Consider the following 12,411-nt stretch of genomic DNA (forward strand, 5'->3'; position numbering starts at 1 on the left):
GCCTTTGCGCCACTTCAGTTGGCTGCGGCCGCGTTGAGCGCAGGCAACTGCCGTGGCACCTCGTGGTGGGCGGGCGACAGGCTGCTGTCGGCCCCGGTCTGCGGGTCGAACCAGTGCAGGGTGCCGTGCAGCTTGACCACGTCACCCACGATCAGCAGGCTGGGCGAGGTGAAGCCGCTGCCCGCCACCTTGGCCGGCAGGTCGGCCAGTGTGCCGGTGAGCACCTGCTGTGTGGCCAGGGTGCCGTGTTGCACGGCGGCAATGGGCCGTGTGGACGGGGCGCCGTGCGCCATCAGCTGGCGGCAGATGTCGGGCAGGGCGTTCAGCCCCATGTAGATCACCACGGTCTGGTTCGGGCGCACCAGCGCTTCCCAGTCCAGGTTGGCGCTGCCGTCCTTCAGGTGGCCGGTGACGAACATGGCGACCTGGGCGTGGTCGCGGTGCGTGAGCGGAATGCCTGCGTAGCTGGCCACGCCGCAGGCGGCGGTCACGCCGGGGATCACCTCGAAGTCCACGCCGTGCGCGGCCAGCTCCTGCATCTCCTCGCCACCCCGGCCGAAGACGAAGGGGTCGCCCCCCTTGAGGCGCACCACTTGCTTGCCCTCGCGCGCCAGCTGCACCAGCAGCAGATTGATCTGCTCCTGGCGCATGGTGTGTTCGTTGCGCCGCTTGCCGGCAAAGATGCGCTGCGCGCCCGGTGCCGCAAAGTCCAGCACGCCCGAGGACACCAGGTTGTCGTAGACGATGACGTCGGCCTGCTCCAGCAGGCGCACCGCCTTGAGCGTCAGCAGTTCCGGGTCGCCGGGCCCGGCGCCCACCAGGTAGACACAGCCGCGTGATCGCTGGCCAAAAGGTCGGATGTTCATAGGTATCGACTCCCCGTTCCACAACCGCCACCCGTGCCACAGCCACCGCTGCCGCAACCACCACCGCCGGTGCTGCAGCCGCTGGCGGCGGGGGGCTGGGCCACCAGTTGCTGGCTCACGAAAATGAAGTTGAACTGGCCCGGCTCCAGCTCGACGAAATCGAGCACGGTGTCTTCCAGCAGGTCGGCGTGCGCCGCGGCGATCACCACCGCCACATCCTCCAGCATCAGGCGCGTGTCGTTGTCGGCGGCATCGTCAAAGCCCATGCCATAGCCGATGGAGCCGTCGGGCTCGCGCCGCGCGGCCACGCGCAGGGCCAGTTGCTCGGCGTCGCTCTCGCGGGCCGCCTGTCGTATCTGTTCTGCTGCGGTTGCTGTGAGTGTGAACATGCTGTGGGCCGCTTTCAGTGTTCGCCTTTGGTGCGCAACAGGCCGGCCAGCCGGTTGCCCTGTTTCTGCGGACCCCCACGGGGGAAGAGGTCGTGCAGGTGGTGGTTGCTGCCGCGTTCGGGGCCCCAGACCACCGTGAAGTGTTTGATCATGGCGCGCACCTGGGCCTGCACGCCGTGCTCGGCGTAGTACGCGCGGAGGTAGCGCACCAGCTCCCAGTGTTCATCTGTCAGCGTCAGTTCTTCTTGTGCGGCCAGCGCGCGCACGAAGTCTTCCGACCAGTCGCCCAGATGCCGCAGGTAGCCTTCGGAGTCGGTTTCGACCGGGTGACCGTTGACCATGAGGATGCGGGTGAAAGCATCGGCTGGGGGCGTGAGCGTAGCGTTCATGCGACGAGCCTCTCTGGTTGTTCCACGCGGGCGCAGAGCGAACGCCGGGCACGCACGAAGTCGACAAAATGCCGTGCCCAATCGGTGCCCGCCACGCTGCGCAGGTGGGCGTAAGTGGCCAGCAGGTTGTGCATCACGACGCCGTCGTGCCGCCCATCGATGCCGTGGCCGCGCGTGATCCGCCAGGCGTAAACCGTGTCTGCCGGCAGCCCGTCCAGGCTGGAATAGTGGAATTCGTGGGCGCGCACAGCCTCACCCTGCAGACCGGCCCAGGGCATGTGTTCGGTGGCGGCCAGGTGCACATAGCCGCGTCCCACCGGCTTCTGATGCAGCGTGGCATCGCCCGCCACCGCGCCCACCATCTCGCAGCGTTCGCCGCGCCATTGCAGCGAACGCGCCAGGTACATCAGGCCGCCACATTCGGCGTAGGTGGGCAGGCCGGCTGCTATGGCAGAGGCGATCTGCGTGCGCAGCGAAGCATTGGCCTGCAGCTCGTGCATGAACAGCTCGGGAAATCCGCCGCCGATGAACAGGCCGTCGATGGCATCGGGCAGCGCCGGGTCGCTCAGGGTGTCGAACGGCAGCAGCTCGGCGCCCGCGTCGCGCAGGGCCTGCAGGTCGTCCGGGTAGTAGAAGCCGAAGGCCCGGTCCTGCGCCAGGGCGATGCGAACGGGCTGCGCCGGACTGGCCACGGGCGCCATGGGCATGGCCGAGAGGTTCAGCGCCGGCGCGCTGGTGGCCAGCGCGCGTACCCGCGCGAGGTCGACCTGGGCGGCGATGCGTTCGCCGATCAGGCCGATCTGCCGCGCGGCGTCGGCGTGTTCGTTGCTCGGCATCAGGCCCAGGTGGCGCTCGGCCACCGCCAGGTCGGTGTCTTCGGCGATGGCCCCCAGCACCGGCACATCGGTGTAGTGTTCGATCACGGCGCGCAGCTTGGCCTCGTGCCGGCTGCCGCCCAGGCGGTTCAGGATGACGCCGCCGATGCGGATGCGGCGGTCAAAGGCCTGGTAACCGAGGATCAGCGGCGCGATGCCGCGCGTCATGCCGCGCGCGTCGATCACCAGCAGCACCGGCAGGCCCAGCAGCTGCGCCAGCGCGGCGTTGCTGTTGCTGCCGTCCAGCGCCAGTCCGTCGTACAGCCCCTTGTTGCCCTCGACGATGCTGATGTCGGCACCGCCTGCGTGGCGTGCAAACAAGGCACCGATCTGTTCCGGCGTCATGAGGTAGGGATCGAGGTTGTAGCAGGCGCGACCGCTCGCACGCGCCAGCCACATCGGGTCGATGTAGTCCGGCCCCTTCTTGAAGGGCTGCACCGCCAGCCCGCGCGCGGCGAAGGCCGCGCACAGGCCCAGGCTGACCGTGGTTTTGCCCGAAGACTTGTGTGCGGCAGAGACGAGCAGGCGGTTCATGGCAGCGGGGTTCAGTGGCTGGCAGCCAGGTCGTGCGGGCTGCTGTCGGGCGGGAACTGGTCCAGCCGCGCCGGCACAAAGCCCAGCCATTTGATCGCCAGCACGACGATGACGCCGACCAAGGCAAAGCCACCGAAACCGAGCAGCCACTCCGGCAGACTGGGGGCGTAGGCGTTGACCACGCCGTCGCTGAAGCTGCTGCTGACTTCAAAGCCCGGAAACAGTGGCAGCGGATAGGCCTGGCTGCCGATGATGGTGACGTACATCTGGGCCATGCCGCCAGCCATCACCAGCAGCGCGGCCAGGGCCACGGCTGCGTACGAGCCACGGCTGCGCGGATGCAACAGCAGGGCCAGGGGCAGGATGCTGCCCAGCGCCATCTGGCCGATCCAGAACAGGGCCGGGTAGAGCCCGCCATCGAGCAGCAGGAAACGCTCCAGCCCGTGCTGTTTGGCGAAGTAGAGGTTGGTCAGGTGGTAGACCAGCACGAAGTAGGCGGCACAGGCGACAAAGATGGCCTGCAGGCGCACCAGACGGGCGAACATGTCCGCGGCCAGCGGCCGGTCGCTCCAGCGGCTGATCGCCAGCAGCACCAGCAGGAAGATCGCCAGTCCGTAGGAGAGCGAGTAGACGATGAACATCGGCCCCATCAACGCCGAACCGAAGGCCTGGCGACCGATCAGGAAACCGAAGATGGAACCGGTACCGGTGGTCAGCAGCAGGCGCCAGACGAAGGCGGCCAGGCCGGCCCAGCTCGACCAGACGTTCATGCGACGCTCCATCATGGTCCACAGGTAGGCCACCACCAGGCCCATGAAACCGGAATACAGGATCACGTTCCAGGCAAAGATGGACTTGAAGTTGTAGTAGGTCATGGCCACGATCAGCCGGTCCGGCCGGCCGAGGTCGAGCATGAGAACGGCCAGACCACTGGCCAGCAGCGCGATGGCCAGCAGGCCCGAGAGTGGCGCCAGTGGCTTGAAGGCCGTCTTGCCGAACACCGACGCCATGGACGCCACGTTGAGTGCGCCGGAGGCTGCGACCACCAGAAACACCGCGAACACATGCGGCAGGCCCCAGACGATCTGGTTGTTCATGCCGGTGATGACGTGACCGTGGTGTTCCATGGTCCAGGCGGCAGCCAGACCGATGGCTGTGACCAGCAGCAGACCGGCCAGCAGCAGCCAGTAGGCGGGGCTCCGGCCTTCGATTTGACGCAGGGCGATCTTCATGCTGGGGCCTCGTTTTCAGATGCCGATGTAGCGCACGCCGGTGTCGAGATTCAGGTCCTCACGGATCTGGCGGGTGGCGTACCGGGCCACGCGCTGGGAAATCTCGCTCTCCGGATCGTTGAGGTTGCCGAACACGATGGCGCCATGGCCGGCGGCGCTGCAGGCCTGCACGCAGGCTGGCTGCTCGCCGCGGTCCACCTTGTGCACGCACATCGTGCAGCCTTCGACCGTGCCCATGCCGCGCGGCACGTCGGGTTTCTGACCGGTCACCGGCTCGTGGATGAAGGAGCGCGCCTTGTAGGGGCAGGCCATCACGCAGTAGCGGCAGCCGATGCAGATGTGTTTGTCCACCAGAACGATGCCGTCGGCCCGCTTGAACGAGGCGCCTGTGGGGCAGACGTCCACGCAGGGTGGCTCGGCGCAGTGCTGGCACATGACGGGCAGCGACTGCGTCCTGCCGGTTCGTATTTCCTTGATCTCGATCTTGCGGATCCACTGCGCGTCGGTCGGTCCCGGGTTCTCGGGCAGGCCGTTCTCGCTGCGGCAGGCGGTCACGCAGTCGGTGCAACCGCTGCTGCACTTGGTGCTGTCGATCAGCATGCCCCAGCGCACCTGGGGGTCGGCACCGACGGTGGCTGCACCAGCGGCGGGCGCAGCCTGCGCGATCTCGATCAGGCGCACGCCGGGTGCAAGCAGGATGCCGGCCAGGCCCGCAGCGGCCACGCCCAGGAAGCCGCGGCGCTCGGGCTGGGCAGCGTCCTTCGAAGGGGTTGGGGTTTCCGACTTCATGGTCGTGGGGCAGAAGGGGTTTCGGCACCCAGCGCGCGCACCAGCCGGGTGAGCTGGGCGGTGGTGCCGGAGGGATGGACCAGCGGGTGGAAGGCGGAGGTCGCTGCGGGCTGGGTGGCGTGGCACTCGAAGCAGTCGATCTTCACCGCGGCAAAGCTGTGGCAGCTGACGCAGAAGTTGGTCTTGGTGGCCGCCACGCTCTGGGTGGTCTGGCTGGCGTGGCATTCGATGCAGGTCTTCAGGCTGTACTTCGCACCGCGCACGCCGCCGTGCACGGTTTCGTCGCGCTGGTGCTTGAGGTACTTCATGTGGTCGCGCCGCATGATGGCCGGGTCTTCCACGCACTGGCCACCGCGTGCCGACTCGATCACCGGCTGTGGCACGCGCGTACGGGCCTGCGGCGCATCGGCCGCGAGCACTGCAGCGCCGCCCAGCAGCAGGAGCGCTGCCGCAGCACGAAAAAGGTGGCGAAGCCGGCCCATCGACGTCACTCTCCCAGACCCATCTGGATGTAGCCGGTCGGGCAGACGTCCTGGCAGATGTGGCAGCCGATGCACTTGCTGTAGTCGGTGTCCACATAACGCCCGGTGGTCGATTTCGACTTGGGCACCTTGAACACCGCGGTCTGCGGGCAATAGACCACGCAGTTGTCGCACTCGAAGCACTGGCCACAGCTCATGCAGCGCTTGGCCTCGGCTTGCGCCTGGGCTTCCACCAGCGCCTGCAGGCGCTCGTCGAAGTTGCCCAGCGCCTCCTCGGCCGTGAGGCTGACGATGGTGCGACGGTGGCGCGGCGTGTACGCGAAGTGGCCGAGGAACAGCTCCTTGTGCGAGATCACGTAGCGGTCGGAGCGGTTGTCGAAGTTGTGGATCGCCACATTGCTCTTGTCGGTGCCGTGGATCGGCTCGTGCACCTCGCTGAAGGTCAGGCCCTTCTCGATCATCTTGCGCTGGAGGTCGAAGACGTGCACGTCGATCTTGGGCCGCTTCTCCAGTGCCTCGCCCTGCAGGAAGCGGTCAATGCCCTCGGCTGCGATGGCACCATGCCCGATGGCCGTGGTCAGCAGGTGCGGGCGGATGATGTCGCCACCGGCGAACACGCCCGGCTGCACCTGGTAGTTCTTGTCGGCTGGCACCGCGCCCTTGCCATTGTTGAATTCCTCCAGCCCGGTGAAGTCCACCGCCTGACCGATCGCCGAGACGATCAGGTCGGCGGGAAGATCTTCTTCCGTGCCCTCGATGTTCTTGATTTCCAGCTTGCCGCCCACGATTTTCGCTTCACAGCGGATCACGCGCAGCGCGGTGGCGCGCCCGTCTGGCCCACGCACCACGCCCACCGGCGCCAGGCCGCCGCGGATGGCGATGCCTTCGGACAGCGCGTGTTCGACCTCGTGGCGCGAGGCCTGCATCTTGTCCACCGCGAAGATGGAGGTCAGCGTCACGTCCGCGCCCTGCTTGGCCGACACCGCGGCCACGTCGTGTGCCACGTGGCCGGCGATCGCGTGCTCGGGGCGGTCGCTCTCGTGGATCTGGTCGATGTGGCCCAGGCGGCGCGCCACGGTGGCGACGTCGATCGAGGTGTCACCACCGCCGACCACCACCACGCGTTTGCCCACATGGCGCAGGCGCCCGTCGTTGAAGGCCTTGAGGAAGGAGGTGGCGGTCACGCAGTTGGGGGCATCCGCGCCATCGACCGGCAGGCCGCGGCCGGACTGGGCCCCGAGGCCGAGGAACACGGCGTCGAAATCGGCGCGGATCTGGTCCATCGTGATGTCGGTGCCGATGCGGCAGTTCGTGCGCGCCACCACACCCAGGTCCAGGATGCGCTGGATCTCGGCGTCGAGCACCTGGCGCGGTGTGCGAAAGCCGGGAATGCCGTAGCGCATCATGCCGCCGAGCTCGGCGCGTTCGTCAAAGAGCGTGACGGCATGGCCGCGCAGCGCGAGCTGGTAGGCCGTTGACAAACCGGCCGGGCCGCCGCCGATGACCGCCACCTTCTTGCCGCTGGAGAAATCCGGTTTCTTGAAAGCCAGGTTGTTGGCAATGGCGTACTCGCCCAGGAAATGTTCGACCGAGTTGATGCCGACGAAGTCTTCCACCTGGTTGCGGTTGCAGCCCGACTCGCAGGGCGCCGGGCAGACCCGGCCCATGACGGAGGGGAAGGGGTTGGCTTCGGTCAGACGGCGGAAGGCGTATTCCTGCCAGGGCATGCCGGCCGGCGGCTTCTCGATGCCACGCACGATGTTCAGGTAACCGCGGATGTCCTCCCCCGATGGGCAACTGCCCTGGCAGGGCGGCGTGCTCTGGATGTAGGTCGGGCACTTGTGCGAATGATCGGCGTTGAAGATCTGTTTCTGCCACGGCCCCGGCTTGTGGTCGCCATCCTTGTAGCGCCGGAAGTTGAGGGGCTGGCCGCTGACGGATTCGGGATTGGCTGACATGTCTTGTCTCCTGTGATCGTTGTCGGTGCGCGTGCTTACTTGTCACCGAGCCGGATGGCCTTGCTCACGAGCTGGTGGACACCGCCCACCATGCTCATGTCAAAACCGTACTGCGGCAGCACCTTGGTGAACTGCGCCTTGCAGATGGCGCAGATGGTGGCCATGAAGTTCACGCTGTGTTCGTCCACCACGTTCTTGAGCGCTTCCATGCGCGGCAAGGCGCCCTTGACGCGCAGCTCCAGCAGGTCGTCGGTCAGCAGGCCGCCACCGCCGCCGCAGCAGAAGGTGCTTTCATGGATGGTTTCGGGCGCCATGTCGTGGAAGTGGTTGGCCACCGCCTTGATGATGTCGCGCGGGATGGTGAACTGGCCGCCCGCAAAGTCGCCCATGCGCGAGGCGCGCGCCACGTTGCACGAGTCGTGGAAGGTGATGATGCGGTTGTCGTTCTTCTCTTTGTCGAACCGCAGCGCACCGCGCACGATCAGGTCGTGCGTGAACTCGCAAATGTGCATGGGCTGCTTGTAGCGGTGGTCGAGCTGGTTCTGCAGTTCGATGGCAAACGGGTCCTTGCCACCGGCGCCGATACCCACCAGCGTGTTCCAGAAGCTGTACGCCACGCGCCAGGCATGGCCGCATTCGCCCACCACGATGCGTTTGACGCCCAGCTCCAGCGCGGCCTCGCGGATGCGCAGCGCGATCTTGCGCAGCTGTTCGTAGTTGCCGATGAACATGCCGAAGTTGCCCGCTTCGCTGGCCATGCTGGAGAGCGTCCAGCTGACGCCCGCGGCGTGGAACACCTTGGCGTAGCCGATCAGGCTGTCCACGTGCGGCTCGCTGAAGAAGTCGGCCGACGGCGTGATCAGCAGCACCTCGGCGCCCTTGACGTCGAGCGGGAAACGCACGTCCAGGCCGGTCTCGTCCTTGGTGTCTTCTTCCAGCCCCAGCAGGGTGTCTTCCAGTGCCGGCCCGGGGATGCCCAGGTTGTTGCCGATGCGGTGCACCTTGCCGATGATTTCGTTGGCGTACTTCTGGCCCATGCCGATCGAGTCCATGATCTCGCGCGCGGCCATGGTGACTTCGGCGGTGTCGATGCCGTAGGGACAGAACACCGAGCAGCGTCGGCATTCGGAGCACTGGTGGTAGTAGCTGTACCAGTCGTCCAGCACCTCGCGCGTCAGGTCCTTGGCGCCGACGAGTTTGGGGAAGTGTTTGCCGGCAAAGGTGAAGTAGCGGCGGTAGACCTGTCGCATCAGGTCCTGGCGCGCCACCGGCATGTTCTTCGGGTCTTCGGTGCCGAGGAAGTAGTGGCATTTGTCGGAGCAGGCACCGCAGTGCACGCAGGCGTCCATGTAGACGCGCAGCGAGCGGTACTTGCCCAGCAGCTCGCCCATCTTGTCGATGGCTTTGGCTTGCCAGTCTTCGACCAGCTCACCCGGAAAGCCCAGGTTCTTCTGGATCGCCTCCGAGGCCACGAAGGGCTTGAGGTGCGACGTGGCACCCAGCTGCACCAGCGGGATGACCGGGTATTCCTTCAGCTTGGGGGTGGTGAATGCGGCGGTGGCCATGGCGGATGGGTGCTCCGTTTATTTGTCCAGGGCCGCAGCCCAGGTGGCCAGGTGGCGGGCTTCGCGCGGGTTGTCGGTCATGTTGCGCGTCGGGCTGAAGAACAGGCCGGGCGCGTGCAGCAGCTTGCTGATGGGGAAGATGATCATCAGCAGGGCCACCAGCGACAGGTGCACCAGCAGCACCGGGTCGGCGGGCAGCGGCTGCACGCTCAGGCGCATCAGGCCCAGCATGAACACCTTGACCGCGACGATGTCGGTGTGCGCGACGAAGCGCATGGCCAGGCCGGTGAGGCCGATGGCGATCAGCAGCGCCAGCATCAGGTGGTCCGAGGGGGTGGAGATGTAGCGCACGCGGTCCACCAGGAAGCGCCGCGCCCACAGGCCGGCCAGGCCGGCCACCATGGCAAAACCCGCGTAGGTGCCAAAGGGCTGGACCAAGGCAATGGGCAGCCAGACCGGTTCCTGGAAATAGCGCACATGGCGCAGCACCACCAGCAGCAGCGCGGCGTGGAACATCCAGCCGAACAGCCAGGTCCATTTGTTGGAGCGAAACAGGCTCTCGAAAAAAACCACCTCACGCGTCAGGCGCCAGCCCACGCCGGTGGTTGTGAGCGGTGCGGGCGTGAGGGCGATCTTCAGCGGCGCGGGCGTGACCGCGTACTGCCGGATCTTCAACGCCACACCGACCACGAAAATGGCGGTGGCCAGGTAGAACAGCGCAGCGAAGAAGATCGAGAGAGCGCTCATCACATGGACCTGGGTCGGGGTGGCGAAGGGGTCAGGAAGTCAGGTCAACCCGGCAGGCCGGGCGGATGCCTCAGCTTCAGACGCAGCCGGTGGGCTTGGGCAGGCCGGCGATCTTGCAGGCCTGCTTGGCGGGGCCGTAGGGGAACAGGTCGTACAGGTACTTGCTGTTGCCCTTTTCCTCGCCGAACTGCTTGCCGATGGCCTTGGTCAGCACGCGCACGGCCGGTGCGATCTGGTACTCGTTGTAGTACTCGCGCAGGAAGTTGATGACTTCCCAGTGGTTGTCGGTCAGCGGGACCTTCTCTTCCTCGGCGATGTACTCGGCGATCTCCTTGTTCCAGTCGGCCAGGTTGATCAGGTAGCCTTCTTCGTCGGTCTCGTAAGTGGCGCCATTGATTGCGATGCTCATGGTGTTTTCCTCAGGTTGTCGGAATGAAAATGCGGTGGATTCAGGGCTCAGAGCCAGCTGTTCGAAGCGCTGTGTTCGGCCACCAGGTCCACGAAGCCGCCGTAGTCCACCAGCGTCACGCCGTCCAGGGCCCGCGAGGCCATGCCGCGCGCGTCCATGTCGGGCTTGAGTGCGTAGAACCTGACCTGTGAACCGGCTTCGCGCAGGCTGGCCTCCAGCGGGCTGCCGGCGGTGGCGGCGTAGACGCCGTCTTCGATCAGCAGCACGGCGTGGCCGGGCAGGGCCATGCGCAGGCAGCTCGCCAGCGAGCCGGCCTGGTGGGGGGATTTGTTGACGATGTGCAGCATGGGGTTCTCCTCAAAAACTCAGGACCACGTCCTGCTGCGCCATCAGCTCGGCCATCTGCGCGGTGTCCAGCACCTCGACCGGCACCAGCAGGTCGGCCTCGCTCAGGCCGCGCTGCGCCAGCGAGGCCTGGTCCACGTAGAGCTTCTCCACGTCGTAGCCTTCCAGCGCGCGGTAGCTGGGCGAGAAGTTCTTGATGCCGATGTCCTTGGTCTGCTGGCCCTTGACCAGCTCGTAGACGCCGTCGTCCATGAACACCAGGCTGACGTCCTGGTCGAGCGTGGCGGTGATCAGCACCACCTCCAGGCTCTCCAGCGCGTAGATCGTGCCGTAGGGGGCCTTGCGGTTGACGAACATGAATTTTTTCATCGTGCTTTCCGATCAATCGCCGAACGTCACGAGGCGGTCGGCCTTGATGCCGCTGTCCACCAGCTGGCCCAGACCCGAGATGCGAAAGCCCGGGGCCAGCACCTCGTCCTTGATGCCGCGCCGCAGCGCAGCGGCCACGCAGACCACCAGGTCGACGTTGTGCTCGGCCTTCAGCGACGACCAGCGGTTGACGATGTGGCGGTCGTCCTGCGGCGGCTCGGTCAGCCGCGTGGCGTTGTTGACACCGTCGTGGTAGAAAAAGACGCGCTGGATCTCGTGCCCCTTCGCGATCGCTGCCACGCAGAACTGGTAGGCGCTGTCGGAGGCCTGGTGGGTGTAGGGCCCCTCGCTGACGAGTAGTCCGAATTTCATGTGCTGGGTCCGCGGGCGTTGATCAGAAACGGATGTGGGTCGATGCGTTCAGGCTGGATCGCGAACCGCGCCAGTCGTCGATCAGGTACTTGGTGAACGGCAGCTCGCACTTCTCGAAGAAGTTCGGCCAGCCGATGCGCTCCACCCAGTCCGACAGGCGCTCCCAGGGACGGGCATCGGCCTTGTAGGTGTAGAGGATCTTCTTGACGATCTCCGACACCTCGGGCCAGCGCGGCGGGTTGTTCGGAATGCCCGAGGCGACCATCTTCATGAAGGTGGGCTTGCCGCGCGCGTTCGAGTTCTTGCCGCCGACCCAGATCGCAAACTTGGAGTGCTCCGGGTCGTTGATCTGCATCGGCGGGCAGGGCGGGAAGCAGGCACCGCAGCAGATGCATTTCTTCTCGTCCACCTCCAGCGAGGGCTTGCCGTTGACCAGGGCCGGGCGGATCGCGGCCACCGGGCAGCGCGCCACGACGGCCGGGCGTTCGCAGGCGTTGGCCACCAGATCGTGGTTGATCTTGGGCGGCTTGGTGTGCTGGATCACGATCGCGATGTCGGCCTGGCCGCCGCAGTTGATCTCGCAGCAGCTGGTGGACAGGTGCACGCGGTTGGGCATGTCCTCGCGGATGAACTCGGTGTAGAGCTCGTCCATCAGGGCCTTCACGGCGCCCGAGGCGTCGGTGCCCGGAATGTCGCAATGCAGCCAGCCCTGGGTGTGCGCGATCATCGACACCGAGTTGCCGGTGCCGCCCACGGGGAAGCCGCTCTCGGTCAAGGCCGAGATCAGCGGTGCCACCTTGTTCGGGTCGGCCACCATGAACTCGATGTTCGAGCGGATGGTGAAGCGCACATGCCCTTCGGCGTAGGTGTCGGCGATGTCGCAGAGCTTGCGGATCGTGTGCACGTCCATCTGGCGCTGGGTGCCGGCACGCACCGACCAGACCTCGTCGCCACTGTGCGAAACGTGGTGCAGCACGCCGGGCCGCGGCCGGTCGTGGTAGCGCCAGTTGCCGTAGTTTTTCAGCAGGGTCGGATGCAGGAACTGCTTGTTGTCCGGCACGCCGCTCTCAATGGGGGATCGCATTTGGGC

General features: G+C 66.3%; 15 protein-coding genes. All 15 read right to left on the minus strand.

Going from position 1 to position 12,411, the window contains the following annotated elements:
* Window positions 1-14: 14 nt before the first annotated feature.
* A complete protein-coding gene (gene cobA, locus AC23D4_RS16765; RefSeq protein WP_472886720.1) occupies window positions 15-866 on the minus strand; it encodes a uroporphyrinogen-III C-methyltransferase in 852 nt (283 codons plus the stop codon).
* Window positions 863-1,255 carry a hypothetical protein gene (locus tag AC23D4_RS16770; protein ID WP_472886721.1) on the minus strand — a complete coding sequence of 131 codons (393 nt, stop codon included), beginning with the start codon at window positions 1,253-1,255 and terminating at the stop codon, window positions 863-865. The genes cobA and AC23D4_RS16770 overlap by 4 nt, the downstream gene beginning before the upstream one ends.
* A gap of 14 nt (window positions 1,256-1,269) precedes the next feature.
* Window positions 1,270-1,644, minus strand: a complete 375-nt coding sequence (locus AC23D4_RS16775; protein WP_472886722.1) for a TusE/DsrC/DsvC family sulfur relay protein — start codon at window positions 1,642-1,644, stop codon at window positions 1,270-1,272.
* The gene (locus AC23D4_RS16780; protein ID WP_472886723.1) at window positions 1,641-3,053 is read right to left on the minus strand and encodes a cobyrinic acid a,c-diamide synthase CobB; all 1,413 of its coding nucleotides are present in this window, start codon (window positions 3,051-3,053) and stop codon (window positions 1,641-1,643) included. The genes AC23D4_RS16775 and AC23D4_RS16780 overlap by 4 nt, the downstream gene beginning before the upstream one ends.
* An 11-nt stretch (window positions 3,054-3,064) precedes the next feature.
* Complete coding sequence (gene nrfD, locus AC23D4_RS16785; RefSeq protein ID WP_472886724.1) at window positions 3,065-4,285, minus strand: NrfD/PsrC family molybdoenzyme membrane anchor subunit; 1,221 nt, start codon at window positions 4,283-4,285, stop codon at window positions 3,065-3,067.
* A gap of 15 nt (window positions 4,286-4,300) precedes the next feature.
* On the minus strand, window positions 4,301-5,074 hold the full coding sequence (gene dsrO / locus AC23D4_RS16790) for a sulfate reduction electron transfer complex DsrMKJOP subunit DsrO (RefSeq protein ID WP_472886725.1): 774 nt from the start codon (window positions 5,072-5,074) through the stop codon (window positions 4,301-4,303).
* Window positions 5,071-5,556, minus strand: coding sequence for a hypothetical protein (locus tag AC23D4_RS16795; protein WP_472886726.1), 486 nt, complete (start codon window positions 5,554-5,556; stop codon window positions 5,071-5,073). Before AC23D4_RS16795 ends, dsrO begins: the two co-directional genes overlap by 4 nt.
* A 5-nt stretch (window positions 5,557-5,561) precedes the next feature.
* Window positions 5,562-7,514 (minus strand): NAD(P)-binding protein, encoded by a 1,953-nt coding sequence (locus AC23D4_RS16800; protein WP_472886727.1) that lies wholly within the window; start codon window positions 7,512-7,514, stop codon window positions 5,562-5,564.
* A gap of 35 nt (window positions 7,515-7,549) precedes the next feature.
* Window positions 7,550-9,079, minus strand: coding sequence for a sulfate reduction electron transfer complex DsrMKJOP subunit DsrK (gene dsrK / locus AC23D4_RS16805; RefSeq protein ID WP_472886728.1), 1,530 nt, complete (start codon window positions 9,077-9,079; stop codon window positions 7,550-7,552).
* 18 nt (window positions 9,080-9,097) lie between these two features.
* The gene (locus AC23D4_RS16810; RefSeq protein ID WP_472886729.1) at window positions 9,098-9,826 is read right to left on the minus strand and encodes a respiratory nitrate reductase subunit gamma; all 729 of its coding nucleotides are present in this window, start codon (window positions 9,824-9,826) and stop codon (window positions 9,098-9,100) included.
* 76 nt (window positions 9,827-9,902) lie between these two features.
* Complete coding sequence (locus tag AC23D4_RS16815) at window positions 9,903-10,235, minus strand: TusE/DsrC/DsvC family sulfur relay protein (RefSeq protein WP_472886730.1); 333 nt, start codon at window positions 10,233-10,235, stop codon at window positions 9,903-9,905.
* A gap of 47 nt (window positions 10,236-10,282) precedes the next feature.
* Window positions 10,283-10,582 (minus strand): sulfurtransferase complex subunit TusB, encoded by a 300-nt coding sequence (tusB, locus tag AC23D4_RS16820; protein WP_472886731.1) that lies wholly within the window; start codon window positions 10,580-10,582, stop codon window positions 10,283-10,285.
* A 10-nt stretch (window positions 10,583-10,592) separates the two neighbouring features.
* Complete coding sequence (tusC, locus tag AC23D4_RS16825) at window positions 10,593-10,949, minus strand: sulfurtransferase complex subunit TusC (RefSeq protein ID WP_210825991.1); 357 nt, start codon at window positions 10,947-10,949, stop codon at window positions 10,593-10,595.
* 12 nt (window positions 10,950-10,961) lie between these two features.
* Window positions 10,962-11,321: a sulfurtransferase complex subunit TusD gene (gene tusD, locus AC23D4_RS16830; RefSeq protein WP_472886732.1), complete on the minus strand. Its 360-nt coding sequence runs from the start codon at window positions 11,319-11,321 to the stop codon at window positions 10,962-10,964.
* Between the two features lie 22 nt (window positions 11,322-11,343).
* A complete protein-coding gene (dsrB, locus tag AC23D4_RS16835) occupies window positions 11,344-12,405 on the minus strand; it encodes a dissimilatory-type sulfite reductase subunit beta (RefSeq protein WP_472886733.1) in 1,062 nt (353 codons plus the stop codon).
* Window positions 12,406-12,411: the final 6 nt, after the last annotated feature.

This window comes from Hydrogenophaga sp. L76, assembly GCF_057654755.1.